16 protein-coding genes are annotated in these 16,555 nt (G+C 69.9%); 6 read left to right on the forward strand and 10 right to left on the reverse strand.

Annotation, left to right across the window (positions count from 1 at the left end):
* Positions 1-30 precede the first annotated feature (30 nt).
* From Ate02nite_RS03175 to Ate02nite_RS03185, 3 genes are all read right to left on the reverse strand, one after another.
* Entirely contained in the window at positions 31-579 is a 549-nt protein-coding gene (locus Ate02nite_RS03175; protein WP_203798453.1) for a hypothetical protein, read from the reverse strand.
* Positions 580-627: 48 nt separating this feature from the next.
* Entirely contained in the window at positions 628-1,050 is a 423-nt protein-coding gene (locus Ate02nite_RS03180) for a VOC family protein (RefSeq protein ID WP_203798455.1), read from the reverse strand.
* Between the two features lie 491 nt (positions 1,051-1,541).
* A complete protein-coding gene (locus Ate02nite_RS03185) occupies positions 1,542-2,033 on the reverse strand; it encodes a GNAT family N-acetyltransferase (RefSeq protein WP_203798456.1) in 492 nt (163 codons plus the stop codon).
* A gap of 191 nt (positions 2,034-2,224) precedes the next feature.
* Here Ate02nite_RS03185 and Ate02nite_RS03190 point away from each other — a divergent pair, with 191 nt between their 5' ends.
* On the forward strand, positions 2,225-2,500 hold the full coding sequence (locus Ate02nite_RS03190; protein ID WP_203798458.1) for a hypothetical protein: 276 nt from the start codon (positions 2,225-2,227) through the stop codon (positions 2,498-2,500).
* Here Ate02nite_RS03190 and Ate02nite_RS03195 read toward each other — a convergent pair.
* Positions 2,467-3,171, reverse strand: coding sequence for a TioE family transcriptional regulator (locus Ate02nite_RS03195; protein WP_239147078.1), 705 nt, complete (start codon positions 3,169-3,171; stop codon positions 2,467-2,469). The two genes, Ate02nite_RS03190 and Ate02nite_RS03195, sit on opposite strands and share 34 nt — an antisense overlap.
* 58 nt (positions 3,172-3,229) lie before the next feature.
* Here Ate02nite_RS03195 and Ate02nite_RS03200 point away from each other — a divergent pair, with 58 nt between their 5' ends.
* Positions 3,230-4,384, forward strand: a complete 1,155-nt coding sequence (locus tag Ate02nite_RS03200; RefSeq protein ID WP_203798461.1) for an erythromycin esterase family protein — start codon at positions 3,230-3,232, stop codon at positions 4,382-4,384.
* On the opposite strand, the gene Ate02nite_RS03205 is transcribed toward Ate02nite_RS03200, so the two are convergent.
* The gene (locus Ate02nite_RS03205) at positions 4,365-4,817 is read right to left on the reverse strand and encodes a hypothetical protein (protein ID WP_203798463.1); all 453 of its coding nucleotides are present in this window, start codon (positions 4,815-4,817) and stop codon (positions 4,365-4,367) included. The two genes, Ate02nite_RS03200 and Ate02nite_RS03205, sit on opposite strands and share 20 nt — an antisense overlap.
* A gap of 85 nt (positions 4,818-4,902) precedes the next feature.
* Here Ate02nite_RS03205 and Ate02nite_RS03210 point away from each other — a divergent pair, with 85 nt between their 5' ends.
* Entirely contained in the window at positions 4,903-5,808 is a 906-nt protein-coding gene (locus Ate02nite_RS03210) for an NADP-dependent oxidoreductase (protein WP_203798464.1), read from the forward strand.
* A gap of 3 nt (positions 5,809-5,811) precedes the next feature.
* Here the strand turns inward: Ate02nite_RS03210 and Ate02nite_RS03215 are convergent, their stop codons facing one another.
* Both Ate02nite_RS03215 and Ate02nite_RS03220 read right to left on the reverse strand, forming a co-directional pair.
* Positions 5,812-5,958: a hypothetical protein gene (locus Ate02nite_RS03215; RefSeq protein WP_203798465.1), complete on the reverse strand. Its 147-nt coding sequence runs from the start codon at positions 5,956-5,958 to the stop codon at positions 5,812-5,814.
* A 57-nt stretch (positions 5,959-6,015) separates the two neighbouring features.
* Entirely contained in the window at positions 6,016-7,593 is a 1,578-nt protein-coding gene (locus Ate02nite_RS03220) for a CocE/NonD family hydrolase (protein ID WP_203798467.1), read from the reverse strand.
* A 49-nt stretch (positions 7,594-7,642) separates the two neighbouring features.
* Here Ate02nite_RS03220 and Ate02nite_RS03225 point away from each other — a divergent pair, with 49 nt between their 5' ends.
* On the forward strand, positions 7,643-8,299 hold the full coding sequence (locus Ate02nite_RS03225; RefSeq protein WP_203798469.1) for a TetR/AcrR family transcriptional regulator: 657 nt from the start codon (positions 7,643-7,645) through the stop codon (positions 8,297-8,299).
* On the opposite strand, the gene Ate02nite_RS03230 is transcribed toward Ate02nite_RS03225, so the two are convergent.
* On the reverse strand, positions 8,265-10,556 hold the full coding sequence (locus Ate02nite_RS03230; protein WP_239147079.1) for a putative bifunctional diguanylate cyclase/phosphodiesterase: 2,292 nt from the start codon (positions 10,554-10,556) through the stop codon (positions 8,265-8,267). The two genes, Ate02nite_RS03225 and Ate02nite_RS03230, sit on opposite strands and share 35 nt — an antisense overlap.
* A 190-nt stretch (positions 10,557-10,746) precedes the next feature.
* On the opposite strand from Ate02nite_RS03230, the gene Ate02nite_RS03235 reads away from it, so the two are divergent.
* Entirely contained in the window at positions 10,747-12,720 is a 1,974-nt protein-coding gene (locus Ate02nite_RS03235; protein WP_203798478.1) for an N-acetylmuramoyl-L-alanine amidase, read from the forward strand.
* On the opposite strand, the gene Ate02nite_RS03240 is transcribed toward Ate02nite_RS03235, so the two are convergent.
* A complete protein-coding gene (locus Ate02nite_RS03240; RefSeq protein ID WP_203798480.1) occupies positions 12,628-13,881 on the reverse strand; it encodes an FAD-dependent monooxygenase in 1,254 nt (417 codons plus the stop codon). The two genes, Ate02nite_RS03235 and Ate02nite_RS03240, sit on opposite strands and share 93 nt — an antisense overlap.
* A gap of 115 nt (positions 13,882-13,996) precedes the next feature.
* Between Ate02nite_RS03240 and Ate02nite_RS03245 the strand changes: the two genes are divergently transcribed.
* Positions 13,997-14,875, forward strand: coding sequence for a TetR/AcrR family transcriptional regulator C-terminal domain-containing protein (locus Ate02nite_RS03245; protein ID WP_203798482.1), 879 nt, complete (start codon positions 13,997-13,999; stop codon positions 14,873-14,875).
* Here the strand turns inward: Ate02nite_RS03245 and Ate02nite_RS03250 are convergent.
* Positions 14,854-16,539, reverse strand: a complete 1,686-nt coding sequence (locus Ate02nite_RS03250; RefSeq protein ID WP_203798483.1) for a glycoside hydrolase family 13 protein — start codon at positions 16,537-16,539, stop codon at positions 14,854-14,856. The two genes, Ate02nite_RS03245 and Ate02nite_RS03250, sit on opposite strands and share 22 nt — an antisense overlap.
* Between the last annotated feature and the right edge of the window lie 16 nt (positions 16,540-16,555).

Raw genomic sequence — 16,555 nt, forward strand, 5'->3', positions numbered from 1 at the left:
GACCAGGTCAGCCAGTGTCCAGGACAGTGCTCAGCGTCGCAGCAGTTGCCGGGCGCGACCCCGAACCTCGCCATTGGACAGTTCCGACCCGGCCGGAGCCTCGACATCGATGCGCAATTCGACCCGCACGGCCTCCTCGAACTGCTGGATGACCAGGGGAACCTGGGTGAGCAGCTCACGGAAGTGGGTCTGCGGCTGAACGCCGGACACCGATGCCGGGTTCATCTCTCCGTGCAGCTTCTGCAACAGAACGTGGACGGCGAGGGCGGCGCTGCGGACCGGCCCGGAGGCCAGCAGCCGCACCCGCATCAGGGCCGGCGCGGCCTCGTCGACGTAGGCCAGGCCGGAGGCGGGCTTGTCCCCGGAGTCGTAGGCGGACCGGAGGCGGTAGGTGTTGCGCTCGAAAACGGCGAGCAGGGCGACGTACGCGTCCTTGCGCTCCTCGTACCACCGCCGGGTGCGCTTGCGCTGACTGCGCACATGTTCGTTACGAGCCGTCACGAGCAGCGCCGTAGCGGCCCCAGCCAGGGCAAACACGACGGCGACGAGGGGCAGCCCCCACCACGGGATCTCAGACACGCGCTAACCGTAGCGAGACCGGGCCCGGAGAGCACCTGAGGTCACTGATCAGGACACGCAGAACTCATTGCCCTCCGGGTCACGCATGACCACGAAGTAGTACGAGTCGCCACGTTCCCGTTGGCGAACGCCGGCGCCCAGCCCGACCAGCTCGGCGACCTTGGCCTCGACGATCTCGACCCGCCGCTCGAACGGCAGCGAGTCGTCCCGCTCGGTCGGATAGAGGTCCAGGTGAAGCCGGTTCTTCCCGGCCTTCTCCTCGGGAACCTCCTGGAACCAGAGCGGCGGCTTGAGCCCCGCCGGATCAAAGATCCGATCGTCGAACGACTCCTCGCCGCCCAGCCGCCCGCGATAGTGCGCCCACCAGGTGGTATCCGAAGCCGGCGGCGCCGCCTGATACCCCAGCACCTGCCCCCAGAATGCAGCCAGCCGAGCCGGATCGTTCGCATCGATGGTCAGTTGCCAGAACATCCTCAGAACGGTAGACCAGCGCAAGCAAACGACGCAGCGGTACGTGTCGCCATGGTGAGCGGACTCGGTCCCGACCCAAGACCTCAACCTCCTCCTCGGGTAGGCGCCAGATAGGCCGCTCCAGGCGACTGGACCTTCTACGGGCTTTTGCTCATCCCGCGCTGGCCAGTTCCGCGTCCGGGTCTCCCCGCCCACTGCGGCTCACCGACGTTGAAGACCTACCGCTCGGAGCGAACAGGAACTCCGCAAGATCGCCCCGGCCCTCGACCTGGAACTGGCCTGAATTCCGGCGCTTACCGGAGGTAAGCAGAACCGGGCATGGTGCGCAGAGCAAAGCGCCGGGGGTGGGTGTTCGGTTGCGCGAGCGGCGCGGCACCTGCCGGAGTTGCACGCTGGTCGCGCGGTGGCGGCGGTCGGGGGTAGTTGCGGTTGTCTACGGTGTCGCCCGTACCGGCAAAGTTTGATTCTCTGGACTCTGATCCTGAAGGTATCTAGGTCAGGTCGCGTTGGTACCAGGTGCCTGACTTGCCGGCCAGGTCGGCGGGGGCGGCTGGGCCGGTCGGGCGGAAGCCGGCCTTGGTCAGCACGCGCTGGGACGCCGGGTTGTCGGTGGCGGCGGCTGCGCGCAGCGTGTGCAGGTCGTGCCGGACTCCGGCCAGGCGGCACAGCTCCTGGACGGCGGCGGTGGCCACGCCTCGGCCGGCTGCCTGCTGGGCTACCCGGTAGCCGAGTACCGCGCAGTGGTCGGCCAGGTCGAACAGGTTGAAGCGGCCCAGCACCGCGCCGTCCTCGGCCACCAGCAGGTAGAAGGCGCAGACGCCGGCCTCCTGCTCGGCCAGCAGGGCCTGGTGGCGGTCGGTGAACTGGGCGAAGTAGTCGTCGCCGCGGTCGGTGATCGCGGCGGCGAAGTAGGCGCGGTTCGCCAACTCGAAGGCCAGGACGGCCGGGGCGTGATCGGCTCGCAGGCGTCTCAGCTCGGGCATCGCTCGACCTTACCCAGGCGGTTCGAGGGGGAAGGTGAAAGGCATGCCGTGACCATTCAGGCAGCGGTGAGTTAGTCGGACGGCTGACCCCGCACGGCGGAAACCACCGATCTTGACGGTCGCGCCACCACGAGCTCGAGATCATCAACGCTCACACTGTCGTCACCAGCGACAATCCGAGGAGAACATCGGTGCCAAAAGGAACAACGCTCGTCCGGTTGGTGGACGAGTTCACGGCGAGCCTGTACCAGCACGGCATCGTGATCGATCGGCAGGCCGTGGAGCAGGAGATGCAGGACCGGATCGCGCAGATCGCCGATCGCCTCCAGGTGGACCCGCAGACCGTCCTGCGCGAGCACGCCTGTGACGGCTGGGGGCGGCAGATGTCGGCGGACGTGGTGGACCAGATCCAGAGTGAGCGGTTGCTCGAAGGTCAGGGCGTCATGACGCTGGGTGAGAACAGGTAGGCGTCCAGGGCCGCGGCGCCGGTGAGCATGGCTCGGCTCCGGGCCGTCAGGCGGGCGCGCCAGTCGCGCAGCATCGGCTCCACCGGCTCCAGGCCGCCGGCCGTGCGCAGGTGGTCGATCAGCGGGGCGATCCGGGCCAGCGGGTAACCGCCGCGGCGCAGTTGGTGGGCCAGGAGGGCGTCGCGGACGTCGGCCGCGCGGTAGACCCGGTAACCGGTGTGTGGGTCGCGGGGTGGCTGGACCACCCCGGCGCGTTCCCATTTGCGCAGCGTGGCGGGGCGGATGCCGAGTCGTCTCGACAGTGGACCGACGAACGTGTGGCCGCGTTCGGCCGGCACCGGTTCGAGCTCGCGGAGCGCGTCCTCGACGGCGGACAGGGTGCGCCGGTCGTCGAGCAGCTGGGCGTGGCTCTCGTCGATCAATGGGAAAGGGTCCGCGTCCCGGTGGACCGCCTGCATGATCGCGGTGGCCGTCTGGTGGCCGTGGCCGGCGGCCAGCGCGAGGAACGCGCGCAGGGCCAGCTCGTGCCGCGGCGTGTAGGTGCGGTAGCCGGACTCGGTGCGAGCCGCGGTCGGGAGGATGCCGGCCGCCTCGTAGTTGCGGATCGCCTGGGTGGACAGGCCGTGCCGGCGCGCGAGGTCGATCGGCCGGAGTTGAAGGTTTTTACCCAAGCCCCTGCTCATCTCGCGCGAAAGTCTCAACCGACGGTTCAACGATAGCGTTTAACCTATGTTTGCTGGCGAGAAGATTGAGGCCGCGACCGTTCTGCGGCTGTTCCCGGACCGGCCGCGAGTGCTCGCCCTGGGCGAGCCCACCCACGGCGCCGACCAGTTGCTCGAGGCGCGCAACGACCTGTTCCGGCAACTTGTCGAGCAGGAGGGTTACCGGACGATCGCGATCGAGAGCGACTGCCTGATGGGGCTGGTCGTGGACGACTACGTCACGGCCGGGGAGGGCACGCTCGACGAGGTCATGGCGCGCGGCTTCAGCCACGAGTGGGGTGTCTTCGCGGGCAACCGCGAGCTGGTGCGCTGGATGCGCGCCCACAACGACGGCCGGCCCACGGCCGAGCAGGTCCGGTTCGCCGGGATCGACGGGCCGCTGGAGATCACCGGGGCGGCTAGCCCCCGACAGGCCATCACCGCGTTGCACGGCTATCTCGCCGCCCGCCTCGACCCCGACCTGCTTCCCTGCACCGCGGAGACCCTCGACCGCCTGCTCGGTGACGACGGCCGGTGGCCCAACCCGGCCGCGATGATGGACCCGTCCCAGTCGGTGGGGCGGACGCCCGAGGCCGGTGAGCTGCGGCTGCTCGCCGACGACCTGGTGGCGCTGCTCGACGCGCACGCGCCGCAGCTGGCCGACGAGCGGGCCAGTCTGTGTGGGCGTACCGCCGCCGGGCTCCTCCGCTACCACTACTGGATGGCCGGCACCTCGCCCGGCCGGATCCCGCGGCTGCTGGGTCAGCGAAGTCTGATGATGGCGGCCAACCTGCTGGCCGTCGCCGAGCGGGGCCCGGTGCTGGTCCACGCGCACAACAGCCACCTGCAGCGGAACCGGAGCTCGATGCGGCTCGGCGACCAGCCGTACGAGTGGTGGAGCGCCGGCGCGATCGTGGCCGGCCGGCTGGGCCCGGCGTACGCCGTCCTGGCCTCGGCCCTCGGCACCTTCCGCGACCACGGGGTGGACGCCCCACCCCCGGACACCCTGGAGGGCCTGCTGTACGACCAGCCGGAGGAGCGGTATCTCGTCGACCCCCGCCGGCTGGACCCGGTCCCGCGAACCGCCCGGGTCTCCCCCTGGTTCGGTTATGCCCCGCTGGACCCGGTCCACCTGCCCGACGGCATCGTGTTCGTGCGGGAGGTCAACGCAGGAGGTTCGTGACCGCCTGGATGGTGTACGACGAGGAGCTGCTGCCGGAGTCGGACAGGATGCCCACGATGACGCCGCCGCAGATGCACAGGAAGAGGACGGCGACGATGGCGAACAGGATGATCGTGGCGACCAGGCCGGGCCACTTCTGCGGCGGCGCACCCAGCGCGCCCTTGATGAAGGCGATCATCGGAGCCCGGTACTCCAGCTCCACCGTCTGCCCGGGGTAGACGTTGACCGGCAGGTCGGCCGGGCCGAGCGGCCACAGGTAGGGCACGTGCACGTGCAGGTGGTACTGGCCGGGCTGCAGCGGAATGACCTGACGGCCCCACGCGTTGCCGGCCCGCTGCCCGTTGATCTCGATGACCGGCTTGAACAGCCCGAGCATGAAGGCGAGCGGGTGGTATTTGGTCGTCAGCGCGATGCCCTGCTGCTGCGGCTGCACTTTTACTCCCCCAAGATCGATGAGCGGAAAGAATACGGCCGGACGGTCTTGACCTCAACCTCGGTTCAGCTTGCAGAGTGAGGCCATGAGAGCCGTTGTCTTCGATACCTTCGGTCCGCCCGAGGTTCTGCGCGTCACCGATCTGCCCGATCCGGAGCCGGGCCCGGGCGAGGTGCGCATCCGGGTGCGGGCGGCCGGCGTCCAGCCGTTCGACGTGGGATATCGACAAGGGGTGATGACCTGGGCGCCGGTCAATTTCCCGCAGCAGCTCGGCCAGGAGTACTCGGGGGTGGTCGATCGGCTGGGCGACGGCGTCGACGGTCTGCAGGTGGGCGACGCCGTACTCGGTTCGACAATGTTCAACGGAAATGCGGAACTGCTCTGCGTGCCCGTACCGAATGCGGTGCGGAAACCGGATCGCCTGGATTTCCCGACCGCCGCGGCGTTTGTCGCCGCGGCCCAGACGGCGAGCGGAGCGCTCGCCGAATTGTCGGTCGATAGCGACGACGTGTTGCTGGTGCATGCGGCGGCCGGCAGCGTGGGAACCCTCGCGGTGCAACTCGCGGGAATTCGCGGGGCCACGGTGATCGGCACGGCTTCGCCGGCCAATCACGATTATCTGCGGCAGCTGGGCGCGATTCCGGTCGCTTACGGCGACGATCTAGTTGCGGCCGTACGGGCAACCGGGCGTACGCCGACCGTCGCGCTCGACGCCGCCGGCGGCCAGGCGATCGCCCAGTCCGTAGAAATCGGCATCGCGCCGGACCGGATCGGCACCATTGTGGACGACAAGGCCGCGGCCGAGCTGGGCACCCGCGTGGTGCGGGCCGGTCGCGACCCGCAGCGACTGGCCGAGGTGATCGCGCTGGCCGGACGCGGGCTGCTGACCATGCCGGTACGCGCCTACCCGCTGTCCGACGTCGTCGCGGCGCACCGGGCGGTCGAGTCCCGGCACGGCCGCGGCAAGGTGGTCCTCATCGTCGAGCCGTAACGACTAGGCGGTGATGGTGTCCCAGGAATAGGCCAGCAGGGCGAAAGCCGCGCCGAGCAGGGCCAGGCTGATGCCCCGGGTGCCGATCGGCAGCGCCGCGAGAACCAGCAGGATGACGGCGATCACATAGAGCAGTCCCTGAACGGACATTGTTTCTCCTCGATTTGGTGGGGTAGCGGCGACGCATTACCCCACCGGTCGAGAGCGCTAAACCACCGGCAGCACAAGGGACGAGGTGTGCCGGACCGTGGTGTCGGTGGGAACCATCCGAGTGGCCGGGCCGGGCGGTTCGCCGGTGCCGTAATTGCGCAGGTAGCGCGGGTGGGCGCCGCCGCTGACCTGCAGCCGGATGCGGTGGCCGGGCTTGAACCGGTGACCGGCCGGTCCCATCTCGACGGTGACCCGGCCGTCACCGGTGAAACGGGTCAGCCCGTCGCAGATGTTTATCGACTTGCCGGTGGGATCGACGTCGCAGAGCCGGGCGAACAGATCGCCGCTGACGGCCGTGGTGGCGGCGTCGAACTCGGCTCGCACCGCGCCGACGATCTCGACAGCTTCCTCCAACGGCGTGCCGGTGAACAGCACCACGTCGGACCGTTTCTCCAGGTCGGCGTTGTCCCGTTGACCCTGGGTCCGGGACTGCAACGGGCCGCCGACAGCCGGGGTCGGGTCGGACGGGTCGTACCGGAAGGAACTGACGCCGGTCCCCTCAGCGAGCTGTAACGTGCCCTCGCCCAGGAACCACCGCTGTTCCTGCATTTCCGGCGGCGGCCAGGACGGCAGGTCACGCCATTCGTTCGCCCCACCCACGAAGATCCGGATCCGGTACGGCGACGGCTCGCCGCGCAACCGCCGCATGGCCTGCTCGAACAGGTCGGGCCAGCCATCGGAGAGGGCCGACGTGTGCGTCCACGGCCCGATCAGCAGGTCGGGATCGTTGCCGGCCGCGCGCAGCCGCTGGTAGTGCTCGATCACCTGCTCCGGCGAGAGGTCCCACCAGCCGGTGCTGAGGCTCACCGGCACGGTCAGCTTGTCGGCGACCGGGGTGAGATCGCTGTCCTGCCAGTACTCCTTCTCCGGATGCGCGAGCCACTCCTCGAACGCCGGCCGCCGGCCCCCGTAGACCTGCGGATAGACGTCGAGAATCGGGACTCCGCGGACCACCCGGCCGAGGCGGCGCTGCAACCGCAGGATCACCCGCGCGTAGGACCAGGTGGTCAGCGCCTGATTGAACAGGCCGGTCCCGCCGACCAGCGCGCGCTCGAGGCCGAACGCCCCACCACGCCAGAAGAAGTCGTGCCCGTCGGAGTGCCCGACCTGCATGACCGCTCCGCGCCACTCCGGCGGCGGGTCGGTGGCCAGCGCCCACTGCGTGTACGCCATGTAGCTCGCCCCGGCGGTGTAGAGCTCGCCGGTGAACCAGTCCTGCTCACGCAGCCAGGCGACGGTGGCCCGGCCGTCCTCGCCCTCGCCCTTCCAGGGATGGAAGTCGCCGCCCGAGCCGCCGGTGCCGCGGCTGCTCTGCAGCAGCACGTGGAAGCCCTGCTCGGCGAAGAGCGCGCCGTAGAGGTAGTTGAACGGGAAGCCGACGCGCACGTAGGGGGCGCGGACCAGCACGGTCGGGCACGGCTCGCCGGTCACCGGGGCGTAGTGGTCGGTCATCAGGGTGACGCCGTCGGCGGCGGGCACCGGGACGCCCGGCTGCCAGGTGACGTCGTAGCGTGCGGGCGATCCCTTTCGGGTCCGCCGCCGCAGCATCCGGGTGAAGAGTGGCAGTCTCTGCATGACGCTCCCTTTCTCGTACGCTGTACTGAAAATAGTAGCAGGAGGAATCATGGCTCGCGGACGCCCACCCGCGCACACCCGTGAGCAGGTCGTGGACGCGGCGATCCGGCTCGCCGACGCCGAGGGGCTGGCCGCGGTCACCATCCGCCGGATCGCCACCGAGATCGGCGCCGGCGCGATGTCGCTCTACACCTACGTGCCCGACAAGGACCGCCTGCTGGACCTGATGGTCGACAAGGTCGGGGAGGAAACCCCCAAGATCAATATCACCGGAGACTGGCGTACGGATCTGATGGCGCTCGCCGCGGCGCAGCGGGCCCTGATGCTCGCCCACCCGTGGCTACCCGCGGCCCTGCCCAATCGCCGCCTGACCGGCCGCAACATGCTCGGTTACCTGGAGCAGAGCCTGGCCGCGCTGGAGCCGACCGGCCTGGACGGTCCCACCAAGATGGAGCTGATCGCCCTGGTCACCGGCTTCGTGGCGTCCTACGTGACGAACGAAATCGCCGCCGCCACCCCGACCTCGGAACAGGTCGCGCTGATCACCGAAGCCGTGGCAAGCGGCGACTTCCCGCATCTGGCGACTGCGCTGAGCTCCGGGGCGCGGGGCACCGAGCCGTCCTTCGAGCGGATCGCCGGCTGGGCCATCACCGGCCTGGTCGAGCAGGCGATCAGGCCGAAACCGAGCGATCGATCCAGTTCATGAGGTTCTCCGGGCGCTCGGCCTTGCCGTAGAACCAGCCCTGCACCAGGTCACAGCCCTGCGCCCGGAGCCAGTCGCGCTGCAGCTCGGTCTCGACGCCTTCGGCGACCACCCGGTGGCCCATCGCGTGGGTCATCGCGAGGACCGCGCGCACGATCGGCTCGTTGGTGCCGGCCTCGCCGACGTCCATGATGAACGAGCGGTCGATCTTGACGACGCCGACCGGGAGCCGGTGCAGGTAACTGAGCGACGAGTAACCGGTGCCGAAGTCGTCGATGCAGAGCGTCACGCCCAGCGAGTGCAGCGCGTTCAGGGTGAGCAGCGCGGCCTCGATGTCCTCCATGACGCCGGACTCGGTGATCTCAAGCCACAGCGCCTCGGGCGGCAGACCGGTCTCCCGGAGCACGTCGTCGACCAGCTTGACCAGCGCACCGTCGCGGAGCTGGCGAACCGCCACGTTGACCGACACGTGGATCGGGCGGGCGTGCGGGCCGCGCAGCACGAGCCACTCCTGCAGCTGCCGCACCGACTCGCGCAGCGACCAGGCGCCCATCTCCTCGATCATGCCGGTCTCCTCGGCGATCGGGATGAACTCGTCCGGCGAGACGAAACCCAGCTCGGGTGAGGTCCAGCGCATCAGCGACTCGAACCCGTCCAGCTCGTCGCCGGCGACGTCGACGATCGGCTGGAAGTACACGGCCAGCTCGCCGCGTTCCAGCGCACCGCGCAGGGCCTGCTCCAGCTTGACCCGGTCCCGCACCTGATCGCGCAGCGACGTGTCGAACAGCGCGTACGCGTTGCGCCCCGAGCCCTTGGCCTTGTACATCGCGGTGTCGGCATCCCGGATCAACTCGAGCGCGTGCGCCCCACCGGTCGACTTGGCCACCCCGATCGACGCCGAGACGACCACGTCGCCGACCGACAGCTCGAACGGCTTGCCGAACTCCTCCAGCAGCCGGTCGGCCAGCGACTCGGCCAGCCGCAGGTGCGACGGGCTGGCCAGGGCGATCACGAACTCGTCGCCGCCGATCCGGGCCACCACGTCCTCGGCCCGGACCTGCTCGCCGAGCCGGCCGGCGACCGCGCACAGCAGCTCGTCGCCGACCTCGTGGCCCCAGTGGTCGTTGACCATCTTGAACCGGTCGAGGTCGATGAAGAGCAGGCTGATCTCGAGGTGGTCGCTGGCGGCCCGGTCGGCCCAGCGGGACACCGTCTCGGAGAGCAGCTCCCGGTTGGGCAGGTCGGTGAGCGCGTCGTGGGTGGCCCGCCGCCGGGTGACCTTCTCGGCCTTGACCCGGGAGTTGTTCGAGCGCACCACCCGGCCCAGCACGCTGAGCACGATCAGCGCGCACAGCCCGGCCCGGATCAGGTCGTTGACCACGGCGCCGACCGGCATCAGCGAGGTGATGATCGTGGGAACCACCACGACCAGGCCGATCACGGTCATCCGCAGCTTGCTCAGGTCGCGCACGACGACCTTCTGCGGCTGCACCAGGGTCCGGGTGGACGGGTGCAGCGCCGCCGCCGGGATCAGCACGAACATCAGCAGGAACGCCGCGTTGCTGGCCATCGGCGAGATGTCGATGAGCTGGGCGTCGCGCAGGCTGAACAGCAGGTCGCCGACGAACATGCAGGCGGCCGCGACGATCATCAGCCAGAGCGCGACCTGCTGCACCCCGCCGGCCAGCATGAGCTGCGCGACCAGGATCAGCATGACCACGTCGAAGATCGGGAACAGCGCGTCGAGCACCTGATAGCCGGACAGGTTCGAGTCGTAGACCGCCGGGGAGATCACGAACGTCCAGGTCACGAACGCGGCGGCCAGGCCGACCAGGATCGCGTCGATCCGGGCCGGGTCATCGTCGGCGGCCCGCCGCCGGCGCAGCATCACCAGAAAGGCATAACCCAGGCAGAGGTACGCCGGGACGATGAACGAGTTCGGGATGAGCGCGATGGCCGTGGGCGGCGTGTTCATCGTGCTCGGCACCAGGGCCCGGATCACGGTGGCGACGATGAACAGCCAGCCCGCGATGCGGACCATCTTCCACGGGAGGCGGTCGGCCGCCTTCAGGTTGTGGTTCGGTCCGAGGTACAGCGACGTCATGCCGCCGGCCATCGCGAGAACCGAGGCCGGGGTCTGCACCCACACCGGCCCGAGGCAGTAGACCGTCACCAGGGTCAGGCCGGCCACGACGTGCAGCCACGCGAATCGCGCACGCAGCGGCGGACGCTGCTCAGCGACGAAGTCAGGGCTGCTCACGCCCCGTCCCATCGGCAGTCAGTTGAGGTTCTTAACCGATGTGACGCAAGTCCCTGCTGTCAGTCGTTTGGCCGTTTTGCCCACTTTTGCGCCGCAAAATAACCCGAAATAGTTGTTGATTTCCGGGACGGAAGCGACGCCAGGCGGCAACGTGGCTGTTGGCCGATCAACCAGTACCACGGGGGTTCACGTGCACCGGTATCGGACGAAGTTCCGCGCCGTCCTTGTCTTCGCCACCGCCGCCGCCACCGTCGCGGCCGGTCCGGTCCCGCCGGCCTCGGCCGCCGACCCGGCCGTGCAGACCGTTCCGTTCGCCGAGGCCGCCACCGCGCACGCCACCCGGCCGTTCAGCCTGCTCGGCATCAGCTGGGCCGATCCCGGGGCGTCCGTCGACGGCACGATCCGGGTGCGCACCCGGGCGCTCGGCACCGGGCGGTGGACGCCGTGGCAGGCGGTCGAGGCCGACGGCACCGCGGCCGGTGACCGGCGCGGCACGAGCGACCCGCTCTGGGTGGGCGCCTCCGACGCGGTCGAGGCGCACGTCGCCGGTGCCCGCCGGCCGCTGCCGGCCGGCCTGCGGGTCGACCTGATCAACCCGAAGGCGGCCCCGGCCCGGCCCCCGGCGGTCATGTCCCGGCGCGCGGAATCGGCCACCTCGGCCCGGTCGGCGGTGCCGATGCCGGCCCGGCCGGTCCCCCGCATGGTCACCCGGGCCGGCTGGGGCGCCAACGAGTCCATCGTGCGGGTCGCACCCTCCTACACCGGGCCGGTCCAGGTCTTCTTCGTGCACCACACGGCCACCGGCAACGGTTACAGCTGCGCCGACTCGGCCGCGATCGTCCGCGGCATCCAGGCCTACCAGGTACGCACCCGGGGCTGGGACGACATCGGTTACAACTTCCTGGTCGACAAGTGCGGCCGGATCTTCGAGGGCCGGGGCGGCGGCGTGGGCCGGTCGGTGCTCGGCGCGCACACCATGGGCTTCAACTCCAACGCCAGCTCGATCGCCGTGATCGGCACCTTCAGCGGGGTCGGCGTCACCGCCACGGTGCGCACCGCGATCGCCACCGTCGCCGCCTACAAGCTGGGCGCCGCCGGCAACCCGCCGAACGGCAAGGTCGTCCTCACCTCCGGCGGCGGCCCGCGCTATGCCGCCGGCGCCAAGGCGGTGCTGTGGCGGATCGCCGGCCACCGTGACGCCGGGCTCACCGAATGTCCCGGCACCACGCTGTACCGGCAACTGCCGGCGATCCGGGCGATCGCCGGGGCGGGCCCGGCCGGCCTGCGCTACCTGCGGATGCCCGGCGCCTCGAACTACGCCACCACGCTCTACACCAAGGGCCTGATCCGCCCGCTCTGGAACGTGACCACGCCGAGTGCGCTGATCGCCCGCTTCGAGGTGTACGTGGACGGCGAACTCGCCGTCGCCACCCCGGGCACGCACCGCACCACTACCCTGCGGGTAAGTCCCGGCGGGCACGTGGTGACGATCCGGGCGCTGCACCTGTCCGGCCGGGCCACCATGGTCGGCGCCAACGTCATCTCGGACGCCGTCGCCCCGGTCTTCGCCTCCGGCCCGACCCTCGCGCTGCGGACCGGCTCGTTGAACGGAACCGTGCCGGTCCAGTTGCAGTGGACCGCCGACGACGTGAACGGGGTCGCGGCCGTCGCCATGACCCAACCCTCGACGATGAACCTCGGCACCGCCGTGCACAGCCGGAACGGTGCACTCGCGCCCGGCCGCCCGGTCACCTTCGCGCTGCGGGCAGCGGACCGGGCCGGCAACACCGTGGACGGCTCGGTCACCCGTACGCCCGTGGTCGTCTCGGAGACCGCGGCCCAGCGCAGCGGAACGTGGCGCACGCTGAGCAACCCCGGCTATCTCGGCGGGGTCGCCCTCGGCGGCATCGCCGCCGGATCCGCCGCCACCTGGACCTTCACCGGCAGCTCGGCCGCCATCGCGGTCAGCCGGGCGGCCCAATCGGGCCAGATCCGGATCTTCGTCGACGACGCCGACCAGGGCGTCGTCGACCTGCGGTCGCCGCAGACCGTCTACCGGCAGGCGGTCTGGTCACGCTCCTGGCCCACCAGCGGTTCGCACACGGTACGGGTGGAGGTCGAGCGCCCGGGAGTCGTGCTGGACGGGCTCGTCGTCCTGCGCTAGCCCCGGATAGTCGCGCAGGGTGATCGCCTCGGCCTTGCCGAACTGCTTGGCCAGCATCTGCTTCATCGGCCAGTGGTTCATCATCGACATCGACAGCGCCCGTGCGCGGATCGCCAACCGGCCGTTCGGGGCGGACATGGCGATCCCGCCGGGCGGCAGCTGGGTGCCCTCCGCGACATAGTCGGCCATCTGTTCCTGATAGGCGGCGAAGGCCTGCTCGGGGCTCTTGCTCCCGGACATCTCGCCGGCCAGGACGTAGGCGCCGACCAGGCTCATGCTGGTGCCCATGCCGCCCAGCGGGGAGCCGCAGTAACCGGCGTCGCCGACCAGCACCACCCGGCCGCGCGCCCACTTGTCGACGCGCACCTGGCTGACCTCGTCGAAGTACAGGTCCTTTGCCGCCGGCAGCTGCGCCAGCAGGGTCGGCACCCGCCAGCCGACGCCGGTGAACCGCTCGGTCAGCAGCCGGATCTGCTCGTCCCGGGTCAGCCGGTCGTAGACCTCCTTCGTGCGGAAGCTGAGGCTGGCCTTCGCGGTGCCGCCGGCCTCGGGGCGGACCAGGACCGCCCGGCCGCCCGGGGCGTTGAACATCGCGCTCCAGTTGTCCAGGTCACCGGGGTCTTGAACGGTGAAGTACGAGGCGTAGCCGCCGAGTGGCCGGACATAGTCGGCGTGCGGGCCGAACGCGATCTTGCGGACGCCCGAGCGGACGCCGTCGGCGCCGACCACGACGTCGAACCGGTCTTTTCTCCCGCCGGCGAAGGTCACTTCCTCGCCGATGTCCACGATCCGATCACCGAAACGGTAGGTGACCGTGTTCGCGGTCGCGTCATAGAGGATGCGGGCCAGGTCGCCGCGAGCGATCTCGATCTCGGCGACGATGCCCTCGCCGCCGAACATGTCGGCCGGCAGCGCGGCCATCCGGCGGCCCCTGGCATCGACCAGGGCGAAGCCGCGGTCGTCGATCTGCTTGGTTCGGATCGCCTCGCGCGCGCCCATCTTCTCGATCACGCCACGCGCCACGCCGCGCACGTCCACCGCGTGCCCGCCCGGACGTGGCTCCGGAGCCCGCTCCACCACCGTCACGTCGGCGCCGGCCCGGTGCAACCAGAACGCCAGCGCCGGCCCGGCGATCCCCGCGCCCGAAATCAAAACCCGCATGTCCCCCGCCTCCTGCGTACTCTGTATATCGATGTACTAGCGAGGCTAGGGTGGCGTTTTTGAGCTTGCAAACGTGTCCTAGTACGGCACTGGCGGGAGAGGTAGGTGTACTAGCTTGGACGCCCCATATCGGCGAATCGTGCAGGACATTCGCGGCCGGATCGAGCGCGGCGAGCTGCGGCCCGGCGACCGGGTGCCGTCGGCGCGGGCCCTGGTGCGGGAGTGGGGCGTCGCGATCGCCACCGCCACCAAGGCGCACGCCGCCCTGCAGGAGGAGGGGCTGACCATCGCCCGCCCCGGCGTGGGCACGGTGGTGGCCGGCCCGGCGCCGCGCCACGACCACGAGCTGAGCGCCCCGCGGATCGTGGCCGCGGCCATCGAGATCGCCGACCGGGACGGGATGCCCGAGCTGTCCATGCGCCGCATCGCGACCGCTCTCGACGTGTCCACGATGTCGCTCTACCGGCACGTTCCCAGCCGGGAAGAACTGATCCTGGCCATGATCGACTCGGTGCTCGGTGAGGTGCCGCTACCGGCCCGCCGCCCCTCCGGGTGGCGGGCCTGCATCGAGCTGTGCGCCCGGCTGGAGTGGGCGGTGTTCCAGCGTCATCCCTGGCTGGCGCCGACGATGTCGATCACCCGGCCGCAGATGGCGCCGAACGCGATGCGACTCAGCGAGTGGGTGCTGGCCGCCTTCGACGGCACCGGGCTGCCGCTGGCCGATCGGATGTACATCCAGGTCCTGATCTTCACGTTCGTCCGGGGCATCGCCAGTGGTCTCGAACCGGAGGCGCAGGCGATCCGGGACACCGGCATCACCAACGACGAATGGATCGAGACGCAGGCCGACCGGCTCACCTCGCTGCTCGACTCGATGCCGCACTTCCGCGAGCTGACCTCGGAGGAGTTCGACTTCGACCTGGACATGCTCTTCGAGTTCGGGCTGGCCCGCCTGCTCGACGGCCTGTCGTCCTACGTGGCCGGCCGCCGGTAGACGACCGCCTGCCAGGGCGCCATCGTCAGGCCGTTGACCGGCAGATTGGACAGCACCAGTTCGGCGCCGGCCCAGCCGTCGATCTCGGCCTCCACCGTCTCGCCGGTGAAGTTGCCGATCACCAGCAGTTCCGCGCTTTCGCCTTTTCTGGTGAAGGCGTAGAGCCGCTCGTCGTTCGGCAGCAGCATGGTGAAGTCGCCGTCGACCACGGCCGGTTCGTCGTGCCGCAGTTTGATCAGCTGGCGGTAGTAGTGGAAGACCGAGTCCGGGTTCGCCCGCTCGGCCTTCGCGTTGATCTGCGGGTAATTCGGGTTGACCGCGAGCCACGGCGTGGTGGTGCTGAAGCCGCCGTTCGGCGAGTCGTCCCACTGCATCGGGGTGCGCGCGTTGTCCCGGCCGCGGGCCCGCAGCACGGTCAGCACGTCGCCGGCTTCCCGGCCCTCGATCTCGGTCGCCTGCCGGAACTGGCCGAGCGCCTCGATGTCCCGGAAATCGGTGATGCTCTGGAACGGATAGTTCGTCATGCCGAGCTCTTCGCCCTGGTAGACGTACGGCGTGCCGCGGTGCAGGTGCAGCACCGTGCCGAGCATCTTGGCCGAGGCGGCGCGGAACTCGGGGCTGTCGTCGCCGTACCGGGAGACCACCCGCGGCTGGTCGTGGTTGTTCCAGTAGAGGCTGTTCCAGCCCTCCTCGGCCAGACCGGCCTGCCACCGGCCGAAGATGCCCTTCAGGACGGTGAGCTGGAGCGGGAAGACCCGCCACGGGTCGCCGCCCCGGTCCGCCCAGACGTGGTCGAACTGGAAGACCATGTCGACCTCCTGGCGGTCCTGGTCGGTGAAGCGGATCGCCTCGTCCACCGTGACGCCCGGCATCTCACCGACGGTCAGCAGGCCGGTGCGGCCGGCGAAGACCTGCTCGTACATCTCGTGCAGGAACTCGTGGTTGCGCGGGCCGTTGATGTAGCCGGCCGATCCGTCCGCGTACGCCTGCCCGGCGGTCAGCCGGCCGTCGGCCAGCGGGAGCACCTTGGAGATCATGTTGATGACGTCCATCCGGAAGCCGTCCACGCCCCGGTCCAGCCACCAGCGCATCATCTCGTAGACCGCGCCGCGGACCTCGGGGTTCTCCCAGTTGAGGTCGGGCTGCTTGGGCGAGAACAGGTGCATGTAGTACTCGCCGGTCTCCTTGTCGTACTCCCAGGCCGGGCCGCCGAACGCGGAACCCCAGTTGGTCGGCTCGGCGCCGGGCGTGCCCGCCTCCATGCCGTCCCGGCCGGGCCGCCACCAGTACCAGTCGCGTTTCGGGTTGTCCTTACTCGACCGGCTTTCCACGAACCACTGGTGCTCGTCCGAGCTGTGGTTCACCACCAGGTCCATGATGAGCTTCATCCCGCGCTCGTGGACCCCGGTCATCAGCTCGTCGAACGTGGCCAGGTCGCCGAAGAGCGGGTCGATGTCCTGGTAGTCGCTGATGTCGTAACCGTTGTCGTCCTGCGGCGACTTGTGGATCGGAGACAGCCAGATGACGTCGACGCCCAGCTCGGCCAGGTGGTCGAGGTGGTCGATGATGCCGCGCAGATCGCCCATGCCGTCGCCGTCGGCGTCCGCGAAGCTACGCGGGTAGATCTGGTAAACGACCGCACTTTTCCACCAGAGATCCGTCATGCGTCTTCTCTAACAC

This window comes from Paractinoplanes tereljensis (assembly GCF_016862435.1).
In the GTDB taxonomy this organism is placed as follows: domain Bacteria; phylum Actinomycetota; class Actinomycetes; order Mycobacteriales; family Micromonosporaceae; genus Actinoplanes; species Actinoplanes tereljensis.